Source organism: Mesorhizobium sp. M1406, from assembly GCF_040317555.1.
GTDB lineage: Bacteria > Pseudomonadota > Alphaproteobacteria > Rhizobiales > Rhizobiaceae > Mesorhizobium.
On sequence record NZ_JAMYKW010000010.1, the window covers coordinates 33,014 to 56,981 of the forward strand.

The 23,968-nt window shown below is 62.8% G+C and carries 25 protein-coding genes; 11 read left to right on the plus strand and 14 right to left on the minus strand.

The features are described 5' to 3' along the window. Positions 1-118 precede the first annotated feature (118 nt). The 7 genes from NKH03_RS11565 to NKH03_RS11595 form a co-directional block, all read right to left on the minus strand. Positions 119-1,300: a serine hydrolase domain-containing protein gene (locus NKH03_RS11565; RefSeq protein ID WP_352968471.1), complete on the minus strand. Its 1,182-nt coding sequence runs from the start codon at positions 1,298-1,300 to the stop codon at positions 119-121. Between the two features lie 167 nt (positions 1,301-1,467). After that, the gene (locus NKH03_RS11570) at positions 1,468-2,664 is read right to left on the minus strand and encodes a serine hydrolase domain-containing protein (protein WP_352968472.1); all 1,197 of its coding nucleotides are present in this window, start codon (positions 2,662-2,664) and stop codon (positions 1,468-1,470) included. 68 nt (positions 2,665-2,732) lie between these two features. Further along, positions 2,733-3,767: an extracellular solute-binding protein gene (locus NKH03_RS11575; RefSeq protein WP_352863430.1), complete on the minus strand. Its 1,035-nt coding sequence runs from the start codon at positions 3,765-3,767 to the stop codon at positions 2,733-2,735. A 22-nt stretch (positions 3,768-3,789) separates the two neighbouring features. Beyond that, the gene (locus NKH03_RS11580) at positions 3,790-4,590 is read right to left on the minus strand and encodes an ABC transporter permease (RefSeq protein WP_352968473.1); all 801 of its coding nucleotides are present in this window, start codon (positions 4,588-4,590) and stop codon (positions 3,790-3,792) included. After that, positions 4,583-5,503, minus strand: a complete 921-nt coding sequence (locus tag NKH03_RS11585) for an ABC transporter permease (protein WP_352968474.1) — start codon at positions 5,501-5,503, stop codon at positions 4,583-4,585. Before NKH03_RS11585 ends, NKH03_RS11580 begins: the two co-directional genes overlap by 8 nt. Positions 5,504-5,505: 2 nt before the next feature. Then, a complete protein-coding gene (locus NKH03_RS11590; protein WP_352968476.1) occupies positions 5,506-6,600 on the minus strand; it encodes an ABC transporter ATP-binding protein in 1,095 nt (364 codons plus the stop codon). Between the two features lie 157 nt (positions 6,601-6,757). Continuing rightward, entirely contained in the window at positions 6,758-8,437 is a 1,680-nt protein-coding gene (locus NKH03_RS11595) for an amidohydrolase (RefSeq protein ID WP_352968477.1), read from the minus strand. A 153-nt stretch (positions 8,438-8,590) separates the two neighbouring features. Between NKH03_RS11595 and NKH03_RS11600 the strand changes: the two genes are divergently transcribed. Further along, positions 8,591-9,349 (plus strand): TetR/AcrR family transcriptional regulator, encoded by a 759-nt coding sequence (locus tag NKH03_RS11600; RefSeq protein WP_352877975.1) that lies wholly within the window; start codon positions 8,591-8,593, stop codon positions 9,347-9,349. A 22-nt stretch (positions 9,350-9,371) separates the two neighbouring features. Then, entirely contained in the window at positions 9,372-10,403 is a 1,032-nt protein-coding gene (locus NKH03_RS11605; RefSeq protein WP_352968478.1) for a histone deacetylase family protein, read from the plus strand. Positions 10,404-10,441: 38 nt separating this feature from the next. On the opposite strand, the gene NKH03_RS11610 is transcribed toward NKH03_RS11605, so the two are convergent. After that, positions 10,442-11,635, minus strand: coding sequence for a TMEM43 family protein (locus tag NKH03_RS11610; protein ID WP_352968479.1), 1,194 nt, complete (start codon positions 11,633-11,635; stop codon positions 10,442-10,444). Between the two features lie 583 nt (positions 11,636-12,218). Between NKH03_RS11610 and NKH03_RS11615 the strand changes: the two genes are divergently transcribed. Beyond that, positions 12,219-12,929, plus strand: a complete 711-nt coding sequence (locus NKH03_RS11615; RefSeq protein ID WP_352654619.1) for a helix-turn-helix transcriptional regulator — start codon at positions 12,219-12,221, stop codon at positions 12,927-12,929. Then, positions 12,926-13,696, plus strand: coding sequence for a helix-turn-helix transcriptional regulator (locus tag NKH03_RS11620; protein ID WP_352968481.1), 771 nt, complete (start codon positions 12,926-12,928; stop codon positions 13,694-13,696). The genes NKH03_RS11615 and NKH03_RS11620 overlap by 4 nt, the downstream gene beginning before the upstream one ends. Before the next feature lie 5 nt (positions 13,697-13,701). Here NKH03_RS11620 and NKH03_RS11625 read toward each other — a convergent pair whose 3' ends face one another. From NKH03_RS11625 to motA, 6 genes are read right to left on the minus strand one after another with little or no spacing between them, the layout of a single operon-like run. Continuing rightward, positions 13,702-14,178 (minus strand): BspJ family T4SS effector nucleomodulin, encoded by a 477-nt coding sequence (locus NKH03_RS11625; protein WP_352968482.1) that lies wholly within the window; start codon positions 14,176-14,178, stop codon positions 13,702-13,704. Next, entirely contained in the window at positions 14,175-15,257 is a 1,083-nt protein-coding gene (gene flhB, locus NKH03_RS11630) for a flagellar biosynthesis protein FlhB (RefSeq protein ID WP_352968484.1), read from the minus strand. The genes NKH03_RS11625 and flhB overlap by 4 nt, the downstream gene beginning before the upstream one ends. 9 nt (positions 15,258-15,266) lie before the next feature. Beyond that, entirely contained in the window at positions 15,267-16,277 is a 1,011-nt protein-coding gene (locus NKH03_RS11635) for a flagellar motor switch protein FliG (RefSeq protein WP_352968552.1), read from the minus strand. A gap of 43 nt (positions 16,278-16,320) precedes the next feature. After that, complete coding sequence (gene fliN, locus NKH03_RS11640; RefSeq protein ID WP_023761675.1) at positions 16,321-16,707, minus strand: flagellar motor switch protein FliN; 387 nt, start codon at positions 16,705-16,707, stop codon at positions 16,321-16,323. Between the two features lie 16 nt (positions 16,708-16,723). Next, the gene (locus tag NKH03_RS11645) at positions 16,724-17,671 is read right to left on the minus strand and encodes a FliM/FliN family flagellar motor switch protein (protein ID WP_352968485.1); all 948 of its coding nucleotides are present in this window, start codon (positions 17,669-17,671) and stop codon (positions 16,724-16,726) included. A gap of 32 nt (positions 17,672-17,703) precedes the next feature. After that, a complete protein-coding gene (gene motA / locus NKH03_RS11650) occupies positions 17,704-18,579 on the minus strand; it encodes a flagellar motor stator protein MotA (protein ID WP_352968486.1) in 876 nt (291 codons plus the stop codon). Between the two features lie 147 nt (positions 18,580-18,726). Between motA and NKH03_RS11655 the strand changes: the two genes are divergently transcribed. From NKH03_RS11655 to fliE, 7 genes are all read left to right on the plus strand, one after another. Continuing rightward, on the plus strand, positions 18,727-19,848 hold the full coding sequence (locus tag NKH03_RS11655; RefSeq protein ID WP_352968487.1) for a DUF1217 domain-containing protein: 1,122 nt from the start codon (positions 18,727-18,729) through the stop codon (positions 19,846-19,848). A 7-nt stretch (positions 19,849-19,855) separates the two neighbouring features. Continuing rightward, positions 19,856-20,578 (plus strand): flagellar basal-body rod protein FlgF, encoded by a 723-nt coding sequence (gene flgF / locus NKH03_RS11660; protein WP_352863398.1) that lies wholly within the window; start codon positions 19,856-19,858, stop codon positions 20,576-20,578. 3 nt (positions 20,579-20,581) lie between these two features. Next, positions 20,582-21,985 (plus strand): flagellar protein export ATPase FliI, encoded by a 1,404-nt coding sequence (fliI, locus tag NKH03_RS11665; protein WP_352968488.1) that lies wholly within the window; start codon positions 20,582-20,584, stop codon positions 21,983-21,985. Further along, a complete protein-coding gene (locus NKH03_RS11670) occupies positions 21,972-22,757 on the plus strand; it encodes a hypothetical protein (RefSeq protein WP_352968489.1) in 786 nt (261 codons plus the stop codon). The genes fliI and NKH03_RS11670 overlap by 14 nt, the downstream gene beginning before the upstream one ends. 79 nt (positions 22,758-22,836) lie before the next feature. Then, positions 22,837-23,217 (plus strand): flagellar basal body rod protein FlgB, encoded by a 381-nt coding sequence (gene flgB, locus NKH03_RS11675; RefSeq protein WP_023761682.1) that lies wholly within the window; start codon positions 22,837-22,839, stop codon positions 23,215-23,217. Positions 23,218-23,219: 2 nt separating this feature from the next. After that, a complete protein-coding gene (gene flgC / locus NKH03_RS11680) occupies positions 23,220-23,636 on the plus strand; it encodes a flagellar basal body rod protein FlgC (RefSeq protein ID WP_352863392.1) in 417 nt (138 codons plus the stop codon). Next, entirely contained in the window at positions 23,636-23,962 is a 327-nt protein-coding gene (fliE, locus tag NKH03_RS11685; RefSeq protein ID WP_352877947.1) for a flagellar hook-basal body complex protein FliE, read from the plus strand. Before flgC ends, fliE begins: the two co-directional genes overlap by 1 nt. Positions 23,963-23,968 lie beyond the last annotated feature (6 nt).

Consider the following 23,968-nt stretch of genomic DNA (forward strand, 5'->3'; position numbering starts at 1 on the left):
CTCTCGTCGAAAAGAGCGGCGACCATAGGCGCAGACGTCCGATCCGCCAACCGCCGCGCTTTGATCAGCCCGGCGGGTCCACAGGAAAGCGCGCGCCAATGTGGCGACCCAGGCGCGCTCAGACCATGCGGCTCAGCGCTTCCAAAAAGGCGACGATCTCGACATCGAACGGATCGTCCACCGGCTCCGGCTGCGACGACATCTTGGCGATCACCACTTCGGTCCTGGGATCGACATAGAGCCACTGGCCATGGATGCCGATGCCGCAATAGGCGCCGTTCTCGTGTCCAGTCTGGTACCATTTGTTGCGATAGCGGCCCTTCGGAAACAAAAGCGCCATCGTGCCTCGCTGCCAGGCTTCCGAGCTGCCGCCGATAGCAACCGTGTCTCGCACCCAGGCTTCCGGCACGATGCGGCGGCCGTTGGCCACCCCACCTTGCCGCATCATCTCGCCAACGCGCGCCAGGTCGCGCGGCGTCACCGAAATGCCGCCGGCCGTGCGTGCCGTGCCTTCCATGTCGACGCTGATCGAAGCGTCGCTGACGGCGCCCAGCGGCAGCCACAGTTTGTCGCGCATCAGGTCGGAAAAACGCTGGCCGGAGGCGCGCTCGAGCAAGATGCCGAGCAGATCGGAATTGGGCGAGCGGTAGCGGAAGGCCTGGCCATGCGGCTCGGCAAGCCGCTGCAAGGTCAGGATGAATTCGCGCAGGCTTTCCGTGCCGCCGCCCGGATTCCACAGCGTGGCGCGGCGATAGCGGGCGAAAGCGCTCTCCGGATCGAGATAGGCCTCCTCGAAATCGAGGCTGACGCTCATGTCGAGCACATGCCGCACGCTTGCGTCGCCATAGGCCGAGCCGGCGGCTTCAGGGATGTAAGCCGTCACCGGCGCTTCCGGGTCGAACACCCCCTCGCCTTCCAGTATGCCGGCGACGATCGCCGTCAGCGACTTGCTGATCGAAAAGATGATGTGGCGGGCGCCGAAATCCATGTGCGGCGCGAACCAGTCGCCGATGATCTTGCCGTCTTTCATCACCGTCAGCGCATCGGTGCTCGAACGTCCGAGAAATTCAGCCACCGTCTCCGGCACGCTGGCGATCGCGACCTTCTCGCCGAGCAGACCGCCCATGTCCCGGACCGGCGTCTCGACACCAGCCGGGGCCGCCGCCACGCGGGCGGTCGGCACCAGTTCTCCGAGATTCTGGAACGACCACCGGTTGAACGGGTTTTCGCGCCAGTTGGCGAGCAGCACCTCGTTGCGACAGAAGCCGTAGCGGGTTTCGAACGCGGTCTTGCCGGTCATGGCGGTTCCTCCCAAGTCTTGTTTAGAGGCTGTTTCGAAAGTCGGTCCGGCGAGTCATATGGCGGCGGTTTCGAGAACCAGAGCGGAGCGGACATTCAGGTCCGTGAGCATCGGAAGCGCAGAAAACGCTGTCAGATGGCCGCTGGAGTGAGTTTCCAAACAGGCTCTCAGCTCAGTGCAGCGGCGATGGCGTGCACGGCCTTCAGCGTCGCCATGGAATAGGCGACGTTGCTGAAGTCCGGATAGGTCGAAAGCTTCACCACGACCATTCCGGTATTCCAGTCGATATGGATCATCTGCCCGAACACGCCCCGGCACATCAGCGCGCGCGAGCGCGGGTCCTCGATCCAGAACTGGTTGCGATAGCTGCCCTCCGGCAGGCTGGGGCTGAAGTCCGGCCCATGTGTGCCGTTGCGCGTGGCCTCGATCCAGTCGGCGGGCACGACGCCGCCGCCATTGTCGAGGATCAGCTGGCCAAAGCGGCCGTAGTCGCGCAGCGTCGCATTGAAGCCGCCGTCGGCCACCGCATAGCCGGCGCTGTCGACGGTGAAGCACGCGCTTTCATCGGCGCCGAGCTTTTGCCAGAGCTCTTCCGAAACCAGCTGCGGCAGCCGCTTGCCCGTCACCCGTTCCATGATGAAGGCAAGCACATCGGTCTCGATCGAGCGGTATTCGAAGGCAGCACCATGCGGGCGGATCGTTTCCTTCAAGCCCAGGATCAGTTCGAACATGTGCGAGGGCCAGCGAAAGGCCGGATCGCTGTCCGGCGGCGCCGGCTTCCAGCCGGTGGCGACATCGACCTGGCCGATGTCCGAATAGCGGTCGGTATATTCCTCGGAGAAGCGGACGCCGCTGGTCATGTCCAGCACATGCTGGACACTGGCGCCGGCCCAGCCCGTCGCGCTGAGTTCCGGCAGATAGGTCGTCACTGGCTTGGCCGGATCGATCAGGCCGCGCCCGACCAGTATGGCGAATACCGAACCGGTGACGGACTTCGCCATCGACTGCGACAGGTGCAGCGTACGGTCATTCATGCCGTTGAAATAGCGCTCATAGGCGACCTTGCCGTCCTTCAGCACCAGCAAGCCGTCCGTATAGGTCTCGTCGAGCAGCCCGACGAGCGTCGTCGGCGCGCCCGTGCTGTCCTCCACGGGCAGCCCGTCGAGATCGATCTCGGCGCGTTCGAAACGGTGGCGATGGCCATTGCCGCGCCAGACTTCGGCGGTCGGCAGAATTTCGCGGATGTGCTGGAACGCCCAGCGGTTCCACGGTGGCCGGTCCCAGTCGAGCTTCGGCGGCACCATGGCGGGCGGCGAACCCTGCATGATCGGCGGCCGCGGATCGGAGTTGCGGTAGGATTCCATGACGGCCGAGCCCCTTGAACGTAAAACGGACCCGGCGGCGTGCGCCGCCGGGTCCGTCGAAAACGCGGTTACTTCTGCAGTTCGGTCCAGATCTTGGTGTAGATGTCCTGGATTTCCGGGGCGCACATCTGCTGCAACTCGGCACGCGGCTTGTCGGCTGCCGGGATGACAACTTCCGGCGCATCCTTCATGTCGGCCGGCATGTACTTGTCCGATCCGGTGATGGCGTTGGCATAGCGATGGAAGGCCGAGAGACCCGCCGCATTTTCCGGGTCCATGATGAAGTTCTGGAAAAGCTTGGCGTTCTCGACGTTCTTGGCTTCCTTCAGAACGACGACGTTGTCGCTCCACAGGCCAAAGCCTTCTTTCGGATAGTTGTAGTGGATGGCCGGGTTGGCCAGCCGCTGGCGCAGCGCCGACCCGTTCCAGTCGCTGGTTGCCTTGAAGTCGCCGGCGCCCATCTTCTCGATGGTGTTGTACTCCATCGCGATCCAGTTCGGCTTGGCCGCGACAAGCGTGTCACGCACCTTCTTCAGCACTTCCTTGTCGGTGGTGCATTGCTGGCCGCCGACATATTTGATCGCGGCGAAGATGACGTCGTTCATTTCGGGAACGACATTGACCTTGCCCTTCAGTTCGTCAGGTGTGTTGAAGATGATGCCCCAGCTGTCGGCCGGGCCCTTGTAGGCGTCGGTGTTGACGACCACGCCGACAGTGCCCAGGGCCCACGGCACCGAGTATTTGCGGCCCGGGTCGAAATCGGGATTGGCCCATTCCGCCGCCACATTCTTGAAGTTCTCCATCTTGCCCGGATCGGTCTCCTGGACGAGGCCTTCCTTGATCCAGATCGGCACGTAGGTCTGCGAAGGCACCGCGATGTCGAAGCCAGTGCCGCCCTGGCGGACCTTGGCGAGCGCGGTGTCGTTGGAATCGTAATCGGTGATGGTCACCTTGACGTTGTATTTGGCCTCGAACTTCTTGATCACGTCAGGGCTGGTGTAGTTGCCCCAATTGTAGATGTTCAATTCGCCGTCGGCGCGGGCGAGGCTCGTCGAAGCGAGCAACGCCAACCCCATGGCGGTTGCTGTTGTCTTCCAGTTCATCGTTTTAACTCCCATTTTCGGTTCAGTCTCGTTTCCTGCTGACGAAGAAAAACAACGTGACGATCGCGACCGAAAGCAGCAGGAAGGCGGTCGATATCGCGTTGATCTCGGGTGTGATGCCGCGGCGAATCTGGCCGAGCATGTAGGTTGGCAGCGTGTCCTGGCCGCCCGATTTGACGAACTCTGTGATAACGACGTCGTCGAGCGAGATGACGAAGGCCAGCATCAATCCGGCCAGGATGCCGTGCCACAGAAGCGGCAGCGTGATGCGGCGGAAGGTTTTCCACGGAGTCGCGTAAAGGTCGGCGGCGGCACGCTCCAGCGTCAGGTCCATATTCTCAAGCCGCGCCCGGATCGGCAGGTAGGCGAAGGGAATGCAGAACGCCGTGTGCGCGGCGATCAGATAACCGATGCCGGAATAACCGGTGAATATTTTGATGCGCGAGAAGAAGATCAGCAGCGCCACGCCGGTGACGATCTCGGGCACCATCAGCGGCTGATTGATCGCCGCATATTTGAACGTGAGGCCGGGATAGGGCGCGGTTCGCGTGGTGGCGAGCGCGGCCATGGTGGCGAAGATGGTGGAAAGCACCGCCGCGACGGAGCCGATCTGGAAGGAACGCAGCGTGGCATCGATGACCTGCGTGTTCTGCCATGCCGACTGGAACCATTTCAGCGAAAAGCCGCCCCATTCGGAGGTCGAGCTCGCCGCGTTGAAGGCATAGATGACCAGCACGATGATCGGCAAATAGAGCACGATAAAGCAGGTCGCGGCGATCGTGGTGAATCCCGGCTGGTGCTTGATGGAAAAGTTCTTAGCCATGACGCATCCCTGACTTGCCGGCATTGCGCACATAGGCAAGCAGCGCCACCATGACGATGATCATGACGGCGATCGACAGCGCCGAGCCGAGCGGCCAGTTGCGGCCCTGCCCGAACTGCAATTCGATCAGGTTGGACAGCATCATGTTCTTGCCGCCGCCCAGCACGCTTGGCGTCACATAGGCGCCAAGTGCTGGAATGAAGACCAGGATGGAACCGGCGATGACGCCTGGCTTGACCAGTGGGAAGATGATCCGCCGCAGCACCTGGAAACGTGTCGCGTAGAGATCATAGCCCGCCTCGACCAGCCGGAAATCGAGCTTCTCCATGCTGGCGTAGATCGGCAGCACCATCAGCGGCAGGTAGACATAGGCCATGCCGATCAGGATCGCCGTGTCGGTGTAGAGTATCTGGATCGGCGCCGAGATGATGCCGAGCTTGAGCAGGATCGTGTTGATGATGCCTTCGTTGCGGATGATCTGCAGCACGGCGAAGGTGCGGATCAGCAGGTTGGTCCAGAACGGTATGGTGATCAGGAACAGCCAGAGATCGCGAGTCTTTTCGCTGCGCGTCGCCATGAAATAGGCGGTCGGGAAGCCAAGCACCAACGTGGCGATGGTCGTCACCACCGCGAGCTTGATCGAGCGCAGGAAGATGGTGACGTGGGCTGCGGCGATCGAAAGCGTATCGTCGAAGATATCGCGTTCCAGAAACACCGCTATCCAGGCTTCCGGCGAGAATTGCCACTTCACGTCGCCATAGGAGCCTGGTGTCAGGAATGAATAGACGAGCACGATCAGCAACGGGCCGGTCGCGGCGAGAAAAATGGTCAACAGCGCTGGGGCTGACAAAAGCCAGCGCTCACGGATATCGCGCCGTTCCGCTGCCTTGGCGACTTCTTCCGCGGTCGCCATCGTCAGTCCTTCAGGACCTGGGCGGCATCGCTGCCGATGAGAATGCCGACCGTGTCGCCCTTCTCGAAACCACAGCCCGCGCTGCGCGTGTTCTGCTGGCGTACGGTGAAGAGTTCGCCACTCTCGAGATGAACATGGATGTGGGTGTCGGTGCCGAAATAGACGATGTTGTCGACTGTTCCCGACAACTCGCCCTTGCCCTTGCTCAGCTTGGCATGTTCGGGCCGAACCACGACCGTGGCATTGGCGTTGGGCTGGAAACCTTGGGCCACGGTCGCCTCGATGGCCGCACCGGATTTGAGCGTCGCGCGCGCCTTGCCGTTGGCCATCTCGCTGATGGCGGCCATAAGGAAGTTGGTTTCGCCAATGAAGTCGGCGACGAAGCGTTCGGCCGGCTTGTCGTAGATATCCCAGGGCGAACCGACCTGCAGGATCTTGCCCGACGACATCACCGCGATGCGGTCCGACATGGTCAGCGCTTCTTCCTGGTCGTGGGTGACGAAGATGAAGGTGATGCCGGTCTCGTGCTGCAGTCGCTTCAGCTCGATCTGCATTTCCTTGCGCAGCTTGTAGTCGAGCGCCGACAAGGGTTCGTCGAGCAGCAGCACTTTGGGCTGCGGTGCGAGCGCCCGGGCCAGCGCCACGCGCTGCTGTTGGCCGCCCGAGATCTGGCTGGTGCGACGACCGGCGAGCGCTTCCATCTTGACCAGCTTCAGCATCTCGGCGACGCGCGCCTTGATCTCGGCCTTCGGTTTGCCGAGCATTTCCAGGCCAAAGCCGATATTGTCGGCGACCGTCATGTGCGGGAACAGCGCATAGGACTGGAAAACGGTGTTGACCGGCCGCTTGAAGGGCGGCAGCAGGGCGATGTCCTGGCCATAGAGCAGGATCCCACCGGCGGTTGGGAAGTCGAAGCCGGCGATCAGCCTGAGCAATGTCGTCTTGCCGCAGCCGGATGGGCCAAGCAGCGTGAAGAACTCGTTCTCGCGGATGGATACCGAGACCGTGTCGAGGGCAGCGACCTGCCCCTCTCCTGATCCAAAAATTTTGCTGACGTTTACTACTTCAATCGCATTCCGATCCGGTTTGTCCGGCACGATTACGCCTCACTGTTGACCCCGCTCTTGCTGGCGGAGCTCTTCCCCTGTTCGATGTGACCACATGGCCGGTAGGTTGGCAAGCCCGGCATTGAATCACGGTTCAGTTCGTATTTTCGGCTGGCAAGGCTCATGCCCAGCAAGCCTCATGCCATTGTCAGGCCTGATAGGTGATCTTGCCGCCACAGATCGTCGTCACCGGCCGCACCTCGTGCAACGCTTCCGGCGCCGTCGCCTCGATATCCGCCGAAAGCACCACCAGATCGGCCATGTAGCCTGCTTTCACCTTGCCCTTGCGGTGCTCGGCAAACTCGGCATAGGCGCCCTCGACCGTGTATGCGGCGAGCGCTTCATGCAGCGAGAAGCTCTGGTCCGGGTCGCTTTCTGCCCACGGTTTGCGCAACACCGCCGCGCGGATGCCCAGGATCGGATCGATCGGCGACACCGGCCAGTCCGATGCGAAGACGACATGCGCGCCGGCATTCTTCAGGGTTCGCCAGGCATAGCTCAAGGGCCAGCGCGCCGGCCCGATGCGCGACACCGTCGGCTCCAGCGGAAAATCCATGGCGCCGGGCGGATGCGGCGGCTGCATGGAGGCTATGACGCCGAGTTCGGCGAAGCGCGGCACGTCCGAAGTAGTGGTGACCTCGATGTGCTCGACCCGGTGGCGGCTGTCGCGCTTGCCGTTCGCCTTCCGCGCCGCCTCATAACCGTCGAGCACCGCGCGCACCGCGCCGTCGCCAATCGAATGTACGGCGATCTGCAGCCCCCGCTTGTCGACCGCGACGGCCAGATCGATGAACTGTTGAGGCGTGAACAGCGGCTCGCCCACCCAGTCGGGCCGGTCGGCATAGGGCTCGACCATGACAGCCGTCCAGGAATCGAGCACACCGTCATAGAACACCTTGACCATGCCCGACGACAGCCATTCGCTGTTGTAGCGTTCGGCCATCGTTGATGCCTTGTCGAGCATGTCGAGCGTCATGAAATTCTTGTAGTGGAACGGGATTTGTACGCGGCAAGGCAAGCCTTCCACGGCTTCGATCTCGGCCAGCAGCTCGAGCTGATAGAGATTGCCGTCCATGTTCTGGATCGAGGTGATGCCATGGCGGGCGCACCAGGCGAGCCCGCGCCGCATGATATCGCGATCGGCGGCCCGCTCGGCTGCCGTCGGCATCGGATCCGGCTCGCCGCCGGTCGACAGCCCCAGCCGCACCCGGCTTTCGCCGGCAAGGTCGAGCACCGGGCCGAAGGCCTCGCCTTCGCGCAATTCACCGGCCGCCAGTCCATCGTCACCCATGACGATCTCATTGCCCGGACCAAGCGTGCGTCCATGCAGGATGCCCGCCATTTCCAGCGCCTTGGTGTTGGCCCACATGGTGTGATGGTCGGGCGCGGCCATACAGAACGGGCGATCGGGCAAAATGGCATCAAGGTGATGGCGCGTCACCCGCTCGCTGCCGAGCACGGTGTAATCGACGCCCTGGCCGACCAGCATCGGAGCATCAGGCCGCGTCGGCGCGTAGTCGCGTATCGCCTTTTGCAGCGCCTCGAAGCCGTGGACCCCGACAAGCTGGAGATGGGAAAGCTCCGCCCCGCCTGAAAACAGATGCATGTGGGCTTCGATGAAGCCCGGCACGACCGTACCGCCCTTGGCGTCGATGACCTTGGTGGCCAGTCCCTTGAGCTCTTCGATCGAGGCGCGGCTGCCAACGGCGATGATGGCGCCGTCCTTGACGGCAACGGCCTCGGCGGCGGGATTGGCATCGTCCATTGTCTGCACACGACCGTTGATGACGATCAAATCCGCATTGTGACCCGCACCCGTGACAGACATCGCGACTCCGCGCTTTTGACGACTGGCTGACACCGACAACCCCCTGCCAACGACCTGCCGCTCCACCGGAGCGGCGCCATGGGATGGAAAAAGATGCCAGCTCGCCGTCTTCGAAATTCCCCTTGTTATCCCGGGAGACAGCGTGGATAAAGAATGCGACTGATTATTCGCGTTTGTCAACATGCGGAATATGGAATGTATTGTGGACAGCACCCCGCGCCTGTGTTGGGACCGGGCGGGGAACGAGGACATCAAGCCGTGAAGCGCAGTCTCGACCGCAAAACCAGGATAGCGCTCGAACCGCGCAAGCAGCCACGGCAACAACGGTCGAGCAAGGTGGTCGACAGGATTCTCGACGCGGCGCTGATCTTGACACGGGAGCAAGGGACAAAGACGCCGACGACGCTCGCCATTGCGCAGCGCGCGGGCTTGTCGGTCGGTTCGGTCTACCAATACTTTCCCAACAAGGAAGCCATTCTTCTGGACCTCGCCCGGCGCTGGCTGTCATCCTTTCCCGAGGTCATCGCGAGGCGCATCAAGGTCGCCCCGCCCACCAACCGCGACGAATTTCGGCAGGAAGTGCGCAGGCTCTTCATCGACACGTCCAGGCTCTACCTCGAAAACGCCAGCCTGATGCCGGTGATCGAAGCTATCTCCGGTAACGCCGACCTCCGGCCGATTCAGAACGAATATGACGACCAGATCATCGCCCTCTACGCCGCATGGCTGCAGCATGTGAACCCGGCTCTTGAAGACAAGATCGCCAGCCGGCTCGGCGTGGTGATGATGGAGGTCGGGCACGTATGCCGGCTTGTGGGGCTGAAAAAAGACCGCCGGACGTTCGACCTCATCGAGGACGATGTGGAAACCATGTGGCTCGCTCTGGTGAGCCCGTATCTCAATCTTGACTGATTTCGCACTTCGAGAGGAATCTATGCAGACTGTCTATTCGCCGCTTCACGCTGGTCATGCTGGCCAAATGGAACTGGTCACCTCGGCCATCGTGCCGGGTTTCGAAAAGCCGTCGCGGGCCGAATTCATCAAGGCGCGGGTCGAGAGTGAGAAACTGGGGCCGATCGTCCTGCCGCTCGAGCATGATCTCGCCGCCGCCAAGCGCATCCACAAATCAGACTATATCGACTTCCTGCCGACGGTCTGGCCGCAATGGGTGGAAGCCGGCCTGAAGGGCACGGCGATGCCCTTCACCTGGCCGACGCGCGGCCTGCGCGGCGACGTGCCGCCAAAGCGCGTCGACGCCCTGCTCGGCTACTATTCCTTCGATGCCGGTGCCACCTTCGTCGAGGGCACGTGGGCCGCGATCAAGTCGTCCTATGACGTGGCGCTGACCGCCGCCGGCCTGGTCAAGGGCGGCGAGACATCCGCCTTCGCCCTCTGCCGTCCGCCCGGCCACCATGCCGGTGCCGGCTTCATGGGCGGCTATTGCTACATCAACAATGCCGCCGTCGCCGCGCAATGGTTCCGCGATCAGGGTGCCGAACGCATCTCGATCCTCGATGTCGACTACCACCATGGCAACGGCACGCAGGAGATCTTCTATGACCGTGCTGACGTCCAGGTGCTCAACCTGCATGGCGATCCGATGGTCGAGTACCCGTTCTTCCTCGGCCATGCCGACGAGCGCGGCGCCGGTGCCGGCGAAGGTTTCAACATCAACTACCCGATGCCTTTCGGCACCGATTGGGACGCCTGGAACGCCTCACTCGAGGATGCCTGCGCCAAGCTCGCCGCTTACGCACCGGATGTCGTCGTCGTCTCGCTGGGCGTCGATACCTTCGAGAAGGACCCGATCAGCCAGTTCAAGCTGAAAACATCTGACTATCCAAAGATCGGTCGCCGCATCGCCAAGCTTGGCCTGCCGACGCTGTTCGTCATGGAGGGCGGCTATGCCGTCGAGGAGATCGGCGTCAATGCCGTCGGCGTTCTGACCGGTTTCGAGGATCGGTAAAATGAGCGCCGAACGGCGGTGGCTGTTCGGCGTTAGATCTAGCTTGCCGCCTCGGTGCTCGGCACGGCAACCGGTGCGGCTGCCTTGCGCGAGCGGCCGAGGTAGTAGACCGCCGCCGCCGCGATGATGCCGGCCGCAAGGATGCCCACCGCCAGGACCGGCCGATACCAGAACCAGGCAATCGCAATTGTCGTCGTGCCGACCAGGATCGCCAGGAAGAAGGCGATGATGCCGGTTCCCATCCGCGCCATGCCGCCGAGGAACGGAATGACGTCGAGGATCACGCCGATCGGGCTGAGGAACAGGGCAAAGCCGATGGTCAGCAACAAAAGGCCGGCGGCACGCAGCAGCCAGGTGATCAGCGTGTTTGCGCTGACCGCCTCGGCGAACATCTTGTCTGCCGGGACAGTGCCGGTGTCGACCATCAGCAACGCATCGCCCGCCTCGGTCTGGTAGGGCTCGAACCTGCTGCCGGCCTGCCGCGCCACGATGCTGATCACACCGAGCGGTGCCAACTCGTAGCCGATGCGGTAATCGCCCAGCGCCGGCGTTGTCGTGTCGGCGCCGAGATAGATCCTGCCGTCGACGACGCTGAGCGGCCCGGTGCCGGTATAGGCGGCCTTGATCGCAGCCGATTGGTCGGGTGACAGCGCATACGCCTTGTCGCCCTCGATGCGATCAAGCACCGGCGTGTCGAGATCGAAGGCGACGAGCTTGCCTTGCGGAATCTGGAAAGTCCGGCCGTGGATCGCCATCGGCGGATTCTGGTGGCCATCCGGCTTCTTGAAATCCGACGAGTCGATCTGGCTGTCGTCCCACACTTTCGAATAGCTGTAGGTGGTTACGGTCTCCTCACCGCCACCAAGCTTCTTGGTGGTCTCCGATTTGGACTCTTCCTTCCACTGGTACATCTCGGCGCTGCGCGACAGGCGCAGACCTTGCGCCGCAATGCCGAAATCCGGATCGGCGAGACCACTGTCCGTCGTCACCGGCCCGCTGACATGCACCAATTTGCCGTCATTGGCGGCATCCACGCTGTCGGCGCTGGCCGAAACCACGGCTCCGGCCCCTTCGGCCAGAGAGCGCGCTGTCTGCACCGCGCGCCCCTCGTTCCAGAACAGCCCGATCACCATCAGCACGACCTGAAGCAGGCCGAAGATGACCCCACCGACAGCGCGCTTGATGCGTCCGAACCACGAGACCGACGTAACTTCCCGAAATGAATCGCTCATTGTTTCCCCCGAAACCATTGATACCAGAATTTGAGCTCGGCCGTTGGCCGCGCATTGAACCGATCAGTTGGCGTGAATCTATGCTCCACCCCGATGCCTATGGCCGAGAAGCACCGGTCATCCCGCCCAGTCCGATCCAAAGGACGCCCATCCCTGCGGATCGCCGAAAACTTATCGGAAACGATCGGTCTTCGATACGGCGGTGTTGCAAACACGGTTCGGTCTTTTCGCGTCGACTTTTCAGGGGCGTGAGGGCGGCGAAAGGGGTTGGAATCCGCCTCTGAGTCGCACGCGAGTCCGCCGGATTCGATTTTGTCAAATCGCGTTTGATGTCGGATTCAACTGCGGGTAGATTAGACCCGAATCAGCCGGTCCTCGGGGGGCGCGGCGACCACCCAAAGTCTCTTGTTCCGGAGCTTTTCCGGCACCAGACGCGGACGGCTTCGCGTTCCCTGAATGGATTCGAATCTGGTGGGCGCAGCCCTGCGCCAAGCGTGTGTCTTCAAAGTAATGCGTATTCGGGTTCGGCGGCTGGCTTCCAGCAACCGGACAGCAGAAACGATTCCGGCCAAAAGCAACAAGAATGAGCAGTCCCGCCGCGCTACTTCAATCCGACACATTGGGCTCGCGCCTGACGTCGCGCGGCGATCTGACCAGCTTTTTCATGCAACTGACAGCCGAGATCGGCGCCGACAGCTATATGCTGGTCGCCATCGTCCACGACCAGGACCGCAACGATGCGCGCATCGTCTCGTCCAATTGGATTTTCGACGCCATCGAACTGACCGGCAAGCGGCTGATCGCCGGGCTTGCACAAGGTGCGCTCACCGTTGCGCCCGGTATCCGCCCGATCGCCCTGGTGGCATCCCAGGCGCCCGAGACTGACGGATTGATCACCGGTGAGGAAGCGCGCCTTCTCGACGTGCTTGGCCATGCCGAGATCTATTCGCTGCGCCTCAATGTCGGTCGCCAGCGCCTGTTCGCCTTGTTTTCGGCAGCGACAGCCGGCAGCATCGACCAGCCGGCGCTGATGAGGGCACAGCTGAAATGCTGCTATGCGCTCTCGCACATCCCGCAACTGATTGCCGCCGCCGCGATGCAGGATCCGCTGTCGGATCGCGAGCGCGAATGCCTGTTCTGGGTCTCCGAGGGCAAGACCACCGACGAGGTCGCCGTCATCCTTGGCGTCTCCTCCAACACCGTCAACAGCTACATCACCCACGCCATCCAGAAATTCGCGGCCAGCAACCGCGCGATGGCAATCGCCACGGCGATCAGGAGCGGCATCATTTGAAACACGTCGACATCAAGGAGGCTGCCGAAGCCCTTTTCAACGAGCAGCGCAATCCGTTCGGCGCCTTTTCGCTCGGCTCCGAAACCCATCACGCCGTCACCATTCCCGATGCCGTGCGCCGCTGCCGCTGGATCTCCGTCGACATCAACGCATCCGCCTTTGGCCTGTTCTTCGTCAGCCCCTCGCCCGAACGCGCACGGCTCGTCCCTTGCCTTGATTCCGACTACCCCGGCATTGCGGTGGCGACGAAATTCATTTCAGGCGCCAATGGCGAGGAGATCGTGCGCCACACCCGCATCTCGACGGAACCGCGCTGGTGGACGGACGACGGCGTCGCCGCCATGGCGGAGATGTTCGGCAATCTCGCCTGGACCGAGCAGATGGCGCCGCTGGCGCCCGGCACCAGCGGCATCGCCTTTCCGGTCCACGCCGATCGTGGGCAGTGCGGCCTCGTCGTTTTCATGGGCTCGGAGATAGCCTTGCCGCAGGACGCGCTCTACGAGATCCACGCCCGCTGTTTCTCGCTGTTCGCCGCCGTCGCCCGCATCCGCCCTAGCGATGCCGGCAGGATGCGTGCGATCTCCAAGCGCGAACTCGAATGCCTGAAGCTGACCGCCAACGGCAACACCAGCGAGGAGATCGCCAGGCTGCTGAAACTGTCGGTACACACCGCCAACCAGTATCTGACCCAGTCGACCCAGAAGCTGAATGCGGTCAACCGCAACCAGGCCGTTGCCAAGGCGCTGCGGCTGGGGCTTATTGAATAAGGCAACTATAGGATTGGCCCGCGGCTGTCGGAAGCGATCGATGTTCCGAGAAAGGCCAGCGGCTCGGCCTTGCGGATACGCGCCTGCTCGATGACCGTCTCGAGCAAGGCCGTGTTGTGCTCCGGGTCTTCGCCCGGCTTCTCGAACGACACGTAGTTGACCACCACCGAAGCACCGTTCTCGCTCAGCGTCAGCTGGAAATAGACGGTGACCCCAGGCGGCCTCAACTCCAGATCAAGCACGATGCGCGGGCTGCCGGTCCAGTCAACATGCGCCTCGCCGCCATGGCCGAGCCGCAGTGTGCCTGGCATGAAGAACAGCTCTACCGCTGAATCGACCAGATCCGACAGGCACGCGAAATGCTCCAGTCGGATGAAGGCGATATAGTCGGCTACATCGATCAGCCTCAGTTCTCCCACCACTTGCTCGATGGCACTGGCGACGATGATCTCGCGGGATTTTGCGTGCGGTTGACGGTTCATGAAATCTGTCTGCGCTCAGCCTTTTTCGAGTAGACGATCCGCACCAGTTCGGCGACGGCCTGGTAGAATTGCGATGGGATCACACTATCGACCGAAACTTGCTTGTACATGGAGCGGGCGAGCGCCACGTCCTCGAAGATCGGGATGTTGTTTTCGCGTGCGATCTCGCGGATTTTCAGCGCCACTAGATCCTGCCCCTTGGCCAACACCATTGGTGCCGAGTCCTCGTCGCGCACGTATTTCAACGCGATCGAAAAGTGCGTCGGGTTGGCGATGATAAGCGTCGCGCGCGGCACCGCCGTCATCATCCGCTTGCGCGCCCGGTCGCGCGCCAGCGAGCGCAGTCGCGACTTGACGATCGGGTCACCCTCGGATTGCTTGAACTCGTCCTTGACCTCCTGCTTGCTCATGCGCAGATCCTGCTTCCAGTGGAAGCGCGACCAGACGATGTCGACTGCCGCGATCAGCCCCATGACGAAGACGATCGCCACCAGGATGTCGACGGCAATGCCGCGGATGACGAGTCCGAAAGCGACCGGATTGGTGATCATGCCGGCGAGCAGCTTGCGGTGGTCTTCCGACAGAGTGAAGCTCAGCACGACGACGGCAAAGCCAACCTTGCCTAGTGACTTCAGGAACTCGACCCAGCCCTGAATGCCGAACAGCCTGTTCCACCCCTTGGGGATCGAGATGCGCGAGAGTTGCGGCCGCACCCGCTCGCCGACGAACTGCGGCATGTTCTGGAACACCGAGGCGCCGACACCGGCGACGGTCAGCAGCACGAACAGGCTGACGACGGCCCGGCCCACCTCGAAAATAACAGTCTTGTAGAGCGCGATGACGTCCGTCTCGGTGTCCATCGGCCAGGCTTCCGGCTTCTCCAGGAACATCGACAGGAACATGCCGAGATCGATGACGGCGTCCTTGGCGTAGAAGACGGTGAACACCAGTATGGCAACGAACGATGCAAGGAGCGCCGTTTCCCGCGAATGGGGCAGTTTGCCCTGTTCGACAGTGTCGCGGATCTTCTTTTCCGTCGCCTCCTCGGTTTTCGAATCCTTGTCGACCGCGTCAGCCATGGCGCGGCCTTAGGCGGCGTCTTGGGTCGACGGAAGTTCGAAGGCGCCTTCGCGCGACAACCGGATCGTCGTCGTCACGATCGTCTTGCGTGCTGCTGTTATGTCGGCGAGAGAAACCCCTTCCGAACCTTGTCCGAGTTCGGCTTCGATCATGCGCCGCGACCGCGCGCCGATCGCCGACAGAACGGATTCGGCAAGTCCCGCCTGCGTGCCGCGCAAGGCCAGCGTGATCAGTTCGGTCGACAGCCCATCGAACAGCAGCACCCGCGCTTTCTGGGCGAGCAACGGCAGGTCGTCGAAGGCGAACAGGCGGGCCCGCACACCATCGAGGTCGGGTGTGCCGGCGGCTTCCAGATCCTGCATGACCTCCTCGAGCAGCGGCTTGTCCAGTTCGTTGAGGACGCTGGCGACACGCGCCTGCCCGGCGGAAGTGTCCTTGGTCGAGGTTTCCGCCAGCACGCTGGTGCGCAGCCGGTTTTCGACGATCTTGCTGGCGGCGTCCGGAACATTGGCCATCGTCACCATGCGCTTGATGATTTCGCCACGCATCGGCTTGGTCAACGTCAGCAGCACGCTTGCCGCCACTTGCGGCGCCAGTTTCGACAGCACCATGGCCGCGGTCTGCGGATGCTCGCCGGCCAGGAAGGCGCCAAGCCGCGCCGGTTCGAGCTTTTCGAGCTCGGGCCAGATCGGCGGCGGGCCTTCCGGAGCGACCTCGAATCTCTTGTCGCCCATGATCGCGCTCATCTCTTCAGGCGACAGCGACTCATTGAGGATGGTGTCCATCCTGTCGGCGGAATCGAGCAATCCCGCCCCTTCGGTGAACTCGGCCTCGAACTCGGCGACGATGCGCTCAAGATCGCTTTGCGGAATCGTCCGCAGCAGACGGGCGCCCTCGATCAGCGCCTTCAGTTCTTCCTGCTTGAAGAATTTCAACAGGCGGCTGGCCGACGGCTTGCCCATCGCCACCAGTATGGCGGCTGCCTTCTGCGCGCGGGTCAAGGTCACCGGCGTCGTCATGCCACTCGCCTCCGCTGCCATCGGCAAGCTCCGCAACCCATGTCTAGGCGCCCTTCGTGCCAGCGATGATTTCGGTCAGCCTGATGCCGAAGCGCGACGGATCGCTTTCCAGCACGGTGATCTCGCCGCGCGCGATCTTGCGGCCGTTGACCACGACATCGACAGGTTCGCCGATACGGCGATTGAGCGCCACCGTCGACCCCTTCTGCAGCGCCATCAGGTCGGAGACCGGCATCTCGGTGCTGCCGAGGATGATCTGAACATCGACGGGGATGTTCATGATGACGCTTGAATTGGCGCCGGAGGCGGCCCTGAACGCCGCATCCGGGCGTTGTTCCTCTTCGTGCAGGACCCCGCGCAATTCTTCGATGGCACGGTCGAGTTGTTCGTCCGGCTGGTCGAGGTCGGCTTCCACCTTGGTCTTGGCCATGAATTGTCTCCAGTGCTCAGGCGCGTCCGGCGGCAGCCGGCATCAGCCCGTCGATAAAATCCTGCCCGGCATCGAAGGGATGCTTGATTCGGACGGTATAATTCTGTCCCAGTTTGCCGAATTCGCAGACGAACAGCGTCTGGCCGCGGGCACTGAGACGCGCCCGTGATTGCGCCGTTTCCTCGAATTCGATGATCTGGCCGACATCGAAGTCGGCGACATCGCCGAGCGTCAGCCGGGCCAGCGGCATGGTGGCTTCGAGCGCTACCATTGAGCGCATCACCTCTTCCGAAAAGCGCGCGCGCCAGCTGGCGTTTTGATCGTTCTCACTGACGGCGGCAACGCTGTCCCGACCGGCCAGCACGATACGCTGCGGCATCGTCACGGTGATGCTGCCGCTGTCGGCCGGCGTCGAGATGCCGAGGACGATGCGCAGTGCGGCCCCGTCGCGCAGCACGTGTCGCTTGGCCTCCATGCCAGACATCGCCCGCGGCGCCGGAAGCCGTAGCTCAAGCGAGCGCCGACCGGATCCGTTTAGCGCCTGCGCGACCTGCTGAAACACCATCGTCGAGACGTCGGTCTCGATCGGCGACAGGTCACGCTCGATCGGTGACACCGGCATATCCGGGTCACCCCCAAACAGCGTCGAGACCATGATGGCGATCGCGGCGCCATCGATGACGAGGGTCACCGCATCTGACGACGCCGGCGAGGCAACGACGGTCATCGCGAAATTCTCACCGGCGCGGGAACGCGCCTCGGGAACGCGGCTGATCTCGATCGCTTTGAGATCGACAATGACCGGAACGCCAAGCTCGCCGGTCAGGCTTTTCTGCAGCAGCGGCACGGCGCGCTCGGCCATGGCGCGGCCTGCATCGATGATCTGCGCGGCCTCGCCGCTGTCACCGACGAGCCGCTCGATGATCAGCGAGCGTGCTTCCGATGGGCTGCCCGGACTGGTCATGGCGATGCTGGGACCGATCTGTCGCGCATCGTTCAGGCGGCCTTCTTTTCGACGGCGCCGGTGTTCATCGTGCTCTGCTCGACGGCGTCGATCGTTGGTCGTTCGTAGGACGAGATGGTCTTGCGGCCGAACTCGATCGCCACCTGCGGCAGAGCGCCGTTCATGTAGGCCAGCAGCGTCTGCTTGACGATGGTATAGAGGCGGTTCTTCTTCTCGCGCACCGTCTTGATCTTGGTGGCGATCGGTCCGACCACCGCATAGGACAGGAAGATGCCGAGGAAAGTGCCGACCAGGGCCGCGCCGATCAGGCCGCCCAGGATTTCCGGCGACTGATCGAGCGCGCCCATCGCCTTGACCACCCCAAGAACGGCGGCGACGATGCCGAGCGCAGGCAAGCCATCGCCAACCGCGATCAGCGCGTGATAGGCCTTCATCTTGTCGGATTTGATGGTCTGGATTTCCTCGTCCATCAGCGCCTCGATCTCATGCGAGCGGGCATTGCCGATGATGATGATGCGACAGTAGTCGCAGATGAAATGCGTCAGATCATGGTTCTTGAGCACGGTCGGGAATGCCTGGAAGATCGCCGATTCCTCGGGATTGTCGATATGGGCTTCGACCTCGCTGCGCGATTTCGAGCGCAGCTCGCGCATCAGTGAGTGCAGCACGCCGAGCGTTTCGAGATAGTCCCGCTCCTTCGGCACCGCCTGCTTGAAGGCTTCGAGGATGGCCTTGCCGGTGTCCTTGACCGTCTTCATCGGGTTGGCAACGAGGAAGGTGCCGAACGCCGCACCGCAGATGACCACGGCTTCCCACGGCTGCACCAGCACGTGAAGATGGCCGCCCATGGCCATGAAGCCGCCAAGGACGCAGCCGAGCGTCACCACAAGTCCAATCAGAATGCCCACAAGAGGTCCTTCCGCATTTCACATCAGGAGCAAGGGATAGCCCCCGTGCCTTGTGTGAGGCTTGAATCGAAGCCGCCGGATCCGATTCAGTTTCGCGCAAGGAAGTGGGGATATTGTCCTGTCATAGCTTCGGCCGGAGGCGCGTCTTTGCTCAATACATTTACCAGCTACCAGCTCATCACCAAGGACATTTCAAAGTCGCTCGACAGGATCGAGCAGCAGCCCGTGGTCGATCGCGACACCAAATATTATCTGGACAACATCACCAAGGTGAAATCGATCGACGATTTCGTCAAAAATGACCGTTTGTTCAAATATGCCATGAAGGCATACGGGCTCGAGGACATGGACTACGCCAAGGCCTTTATGGTCAAGGCACTCAAGGAGGGCGTCTCCGATCCCGACAGCTTCGCCAACAAGCTGACCGACAAACGTTACGCCGAATTCGTCAGCGCCTTCAATTTCGCCGCCAACGGCGCCGATGCGACCATCTATAACAAGACACAGCAGATGGTGACCAAGAACTACGCCACGCAAGCGAAAATCGCCGGCCTCGATCCGAATTCGGCCTATGTGAAAGGCGAGACGACATACTATCTCGCCAACATCACCAAGGTGAAGTCGATCGACGACCTGATGTCGAATAACCGGCTCTACACATACGCACTGGCTTCATTCGGCCTCGATTCGATGACGGAGGACAAGGATCTCATCAAGCGGGTTCTGCAGGGTGGCGTCCGCGATCCCGACAGCGTTGCCAACAAGATGACGGACAAGACCTACGCGGCACTTGCTTCCGCCTTCAATTTCGAAGCCTATGGCGCGAACGCCACCACCATCAATCCGGCGCGGCAGCCGACCGTCGACAAATACATGCGCCAGACCCTCGAAGAGGATGCCGGCCAGACCAACCAGGGCGTGCGGCTGGCGCTTTATTTCGACCGCAAGGCGCCGACCATCACCAGTTGGTACGACGTGCTGGCCGACACCGCGCTTGCCAGCGTCGTGCGCACCGTGCTCGGCCTGCCCGATTCCTTCGCCACCGCCGATGTCGACAAGCAGGCGCAGCTGTTCGAGCAGAAACTCGACATCTCGGATTTCTCCGACCCCGAGAAGCTCGGCAAGTTCCTGACGCGCTTCACCAGCATGTACGAGATCAACAACCCGACGTCATCGGCCGTCACCTCGGTCAGCGTGCTGTTTGCCCAGCCGATCACGGTCGGCATCTCCACCGACCTGATGATGGCCATGCAGAAACTGAGGTTCTGAGAGCATCATGCGGGACAGCCTTTACGTCGCCCTTTCCTCGCAGATCGCGCTCGAGCGCCGCCTCGACACGATCGCCGACAACGTCGCCAACGCCTCGACGATCGGCTTTCGCGCCACCGGCGTGAAGTTCGAGGACGTCGTGTCCGGCACCGGATCGAAATCGGTGTCCTTCGCCTCCCCTGGCAAGACCTATCTTTCCGGCGCTCACGGTGCCTTGAGCGAGACCGGAAATCCGTTCGATTTCGCCATCCAGGGCGATGCCTGGTTCGCCATCGACACGCCTGTCGGCACCGTCATGACCCGCGACGGGCGCTTTTCGATGAACGAGAACGGCGAGCTGATGTCGATCGAGGGCCACGCTGTGCTCGATGCCGGCGGCTCACCGATCCAGCTCGACCCCCGCAACGGCCCGCCCAAGGCCGGGGCCGACGGTTCGCTGCGCCAGAACGATCAGCTTGTCGGCTCCATCGGTCTCTACAATTTCGATCCGGGCGAAAATTTCGTCCGCTACGGCAATTCCGGCATCGTTCCGGCGCGCACGCCAGAGCCTGTTACCGATCGCTCCGATATCGGCATCGCCCAGGGGTTTCTCGAAGAATCCAACGTCAATCCGGTGCTGGAGATTACCCGACTGATCATGGTCCAGCGCGCCTTCGAGAACACCGCCGCCCTGATGCGGCAGACCGACTCCTCCACCGACGAGGCGATCAAGACGCTCGGCTCGAAGTAACCCATGTCGCTCGACCAGCCATCCCTGCGCGCACTTGAAAGACAGCTCCAGCCGGCGCCGGAAGACCGGCTTGTCGCTCTGGAACGGGTCTGGCGGCGTTTCGCCGACACCGAGGCGCTGCTCAAGCGCGGCGGCCGCGTCACCGAAGTCACGCCCACGCACTACAAGGTGCACGGCCTTTCCGACTTCGCCAGGCTGGGCGACATCGTCGAGCAGCGCGGTCATGCCGGCGCCCGCCGCGGCGAGATCGTCAAGATCAGCCGCGATGAGGTCGTCGTGGCCCCCTTCGAACGCAGCGCCGATGCCGGTATCGGTGATGCCGTGTTCCGCCGCGGTCCGCTCGCGGTGGCGCCGCATGCCTCGTGGCGCGGCCGCACCATCGACGCGCTCACCAGGGCGATCGATGGCGGCACGCCCCTGGTCAGGGGCGATGACGCATCGATCGGCGCCCAGACGACGCCCGGCGCCATGGCGCGGCAGCGTGTCGGCACCGCCTTCATGACCGGGGTCAAGGTCATCGACATCTTCACGCCGCTCTGCTTCGGCCAGCGCCTCGGCATCTTCGCCGGCTCCGGCGTCGGCAAGTCGACGCTGCTCGCCATGCTTGCCGGCGCCGACGCATTCGACACCGTCGTCGTGGCGCTCATCGGAGAACGCGGCCGCGAAGTCCGCGAATTCCTCGAGGACACGATCGGCGACAGCATGGCCAAAACCGTCGCCATCGTCGCCACCAGCGACGAGAGCGCCATGATGCGCCGGCGGGCGCCGGACACCGCCATGCGTATAGCCGAGCATTTTCGCGACCAGGGGCACCGCGTGCTCCTGGTGCTGGACTCGATCACCCGCTTCGCCCACGCCCTGCGCGAGGTGGCGACGGGAACCGGCGAGCCGCCGGTCGCGCGTGGCTATCCGGCCTCGGTGTTCACCGAGCTACCCAAGCTGCTCGAGCGCGCCGGGCCAGGCGCGGAAGGCAAAGGCTCGATCACCGCCATCATCTCCGTGCTGGTCGACGGCGACGATCACAACGACCCGGTCGCCGATTCCGTGCGCGGCATCCTCGACGGCCATGTCGTGCTCGACCGCACGATCGCCGAACAGGGCCGCTATCCGCCCGTCAATCCGCTGTCGTCCATTTCGCGGCTGGCCGGCAAGGCCTGGAGCACCGAACAGCGCGCGCTGGTGACAAGGCTGAAGTCGATGATCTCGCGCTTCGAGGACACGCGCGATATCCGCCTGCTGGGCGCCTATCAGGGCGGCGTCGATGCCGAACTCGATATTGCCGTGCGCCAGGTGCCGCTGATCTACGAGGCACTGACGCAAGCGCCGAAGGACCGCCCCTCAGCCGATCCATTCTCCGACCTCGCCCGCCACCTCAAGAGCAAGCTGAACGCCGATGCCGGAGACTGAACGCGAATATACAGAGCGCATCCTGCGCGACATGATCGCCGAAGCCAATGCCGCGGAAGAAGCCCGAGCTGACGAAGCGAGAGCCGCCAAGGCAAAGGCTGCCCGTGCCATAGCCGCCAAAGCCGAGGCCGTTCTGGCCAAGGCCGCCGAGCCCGCTTTGCCCCGGGCGCCCCGGGCGCAGGCCGCCGAGATGACGCAGGCCAGCCGCGACTCGCTGATCGATGGGCTGTTCCCACTCAACGAGTGGCCGCGGCCACCGAAGGCGGTGTTTCCCAGGTTGAAAAAAGAGTCCAGCCGGCGCAGCGATCTCGTCATTGCCGCGCTAGGCATCACGCTCGGGCTGATCTGCGCCCTGTTTCCGTGGTACATCTTCTTCAACCAGGACCAGTTTGGCGTCCAGGCGATCAAGTTCGGTGGCACCGGTACCAATTCGGGGCGGGCGGGCGGCGGCGTGGTCGCCCAACGCAGCGCGCCGCTGACAGCGAAGGACGTTCCCGCGGCCGATCTCGATCTGCTCGCCACGGGAACGGTGCAGGACGATGCCAATCCCGCGCCGGCACCCGACGATCAACCTTTTCCGGCCGACGCCGCGAAATTTCGCATGGTCCATGTCGCCAACGGCCGCGCCATGATCGAGGACGATGCCGGCCTCTGGATCGTCCAGCGCGGCTCGATACTCCCGGATTCCAGCCAGGTGTCTTCCATCGAGCAGCGCAAAGGCAAATGGGTCATGGTCACCAGCACCGACCAGGTGATCGAGCTTTCGCGATAAAGCTCTCCGGTCTCTGGTCATTCGCAAGGCCCGCGCAAGACTCGCGGCCTAGTCTCTGAGCACCTGCCCGGAGATTCCCATGGAGCCCGTTTCCCTTTTCGACCTCGCCGCCAAGCAAGCCCAGTGGCTGGCCGTGCGCCAGTCCGCCGTCGCCGGCAACATCGCAAACGCCAACACGCCGGGATACACGGCGAACGATGTCGAGCCGTTCGAAAAGGTGCTCGATCGCACAGCCGTATCGCTTCAGGCCACGCAGGCCGGTCATCTAGGCAACGCGGCGACCAATGCCGGCTTCACCATCAAGCCGCAGGAAGATGACGGCGTTATCATGCCATCCAAGAACTCGGTCGTGCTAGAAGACCAGTTGATGAAGGCCGGCGAGGTGCGCCGCTCCTTCGAACTCAACACGGCGATCGTCAAGGCGTTCCATTCCATGATGATGATGGCGGTTAAGAGCTGACCATGGACGCGCTCACCGCAGCCCTCAAAGTCGCAGCATCCGGGCTCGGCGCTCAGTCGGAGCGGCTGCGCGTCGTTTCCGAAAACCTAGCCAACGCTCAGTCGACCGGAACCGCGCCCGGCTCCGACCCCTATCGCCGCAAGACCATCAGCTTCGTCTCCGAACTCGACCGGACCTCCGGCAGCTCGACGGTTGCGGTGAACTCGATCGATCGTGATCCCAGCGACTTTCCAATCGAGTTCCAGCCCGGCAACGAGGCCGCCGACGAGAAGGGCTACGTCAAGATGCCCAACGTCAACGTGCTGATCGAAATGGCCGACATGACCGAGGCCAACCGCTCCTACGAGGCCAACCTTCAGGTCGTCAAGCAGGCGCGCGACCTGATTTCCATGACCATCGACCTGATGAGGAACCAGTAATGATCAGCGGTATCGGAGCGCTTCAGTTCAAGCCGTCGATCGGCGGCGACGACGCGGTGACAAGCCTGCTCCAGGGCGGCGCGACACCTTCGGCCGGCGGCAACATCGGCACCTCCTTCGCCGAGGCGCTGAGCCAGGCAGCGTCCAAGACCGTCAACACGATGCAGAACGCCGAGCAGGTGTCGATACAGGCGCTCAAGGGCGACGCCGACACCCGTCAGGTGGTCGACGCCGTGATGAGCGCGCAGCAGGCGCTTCAGACCGCCGTCGCCATCCGCGACAAGGTGGTTTCCGCCTATCTCGAAGTCAGTCGAATGGGCATCTGAGGAATT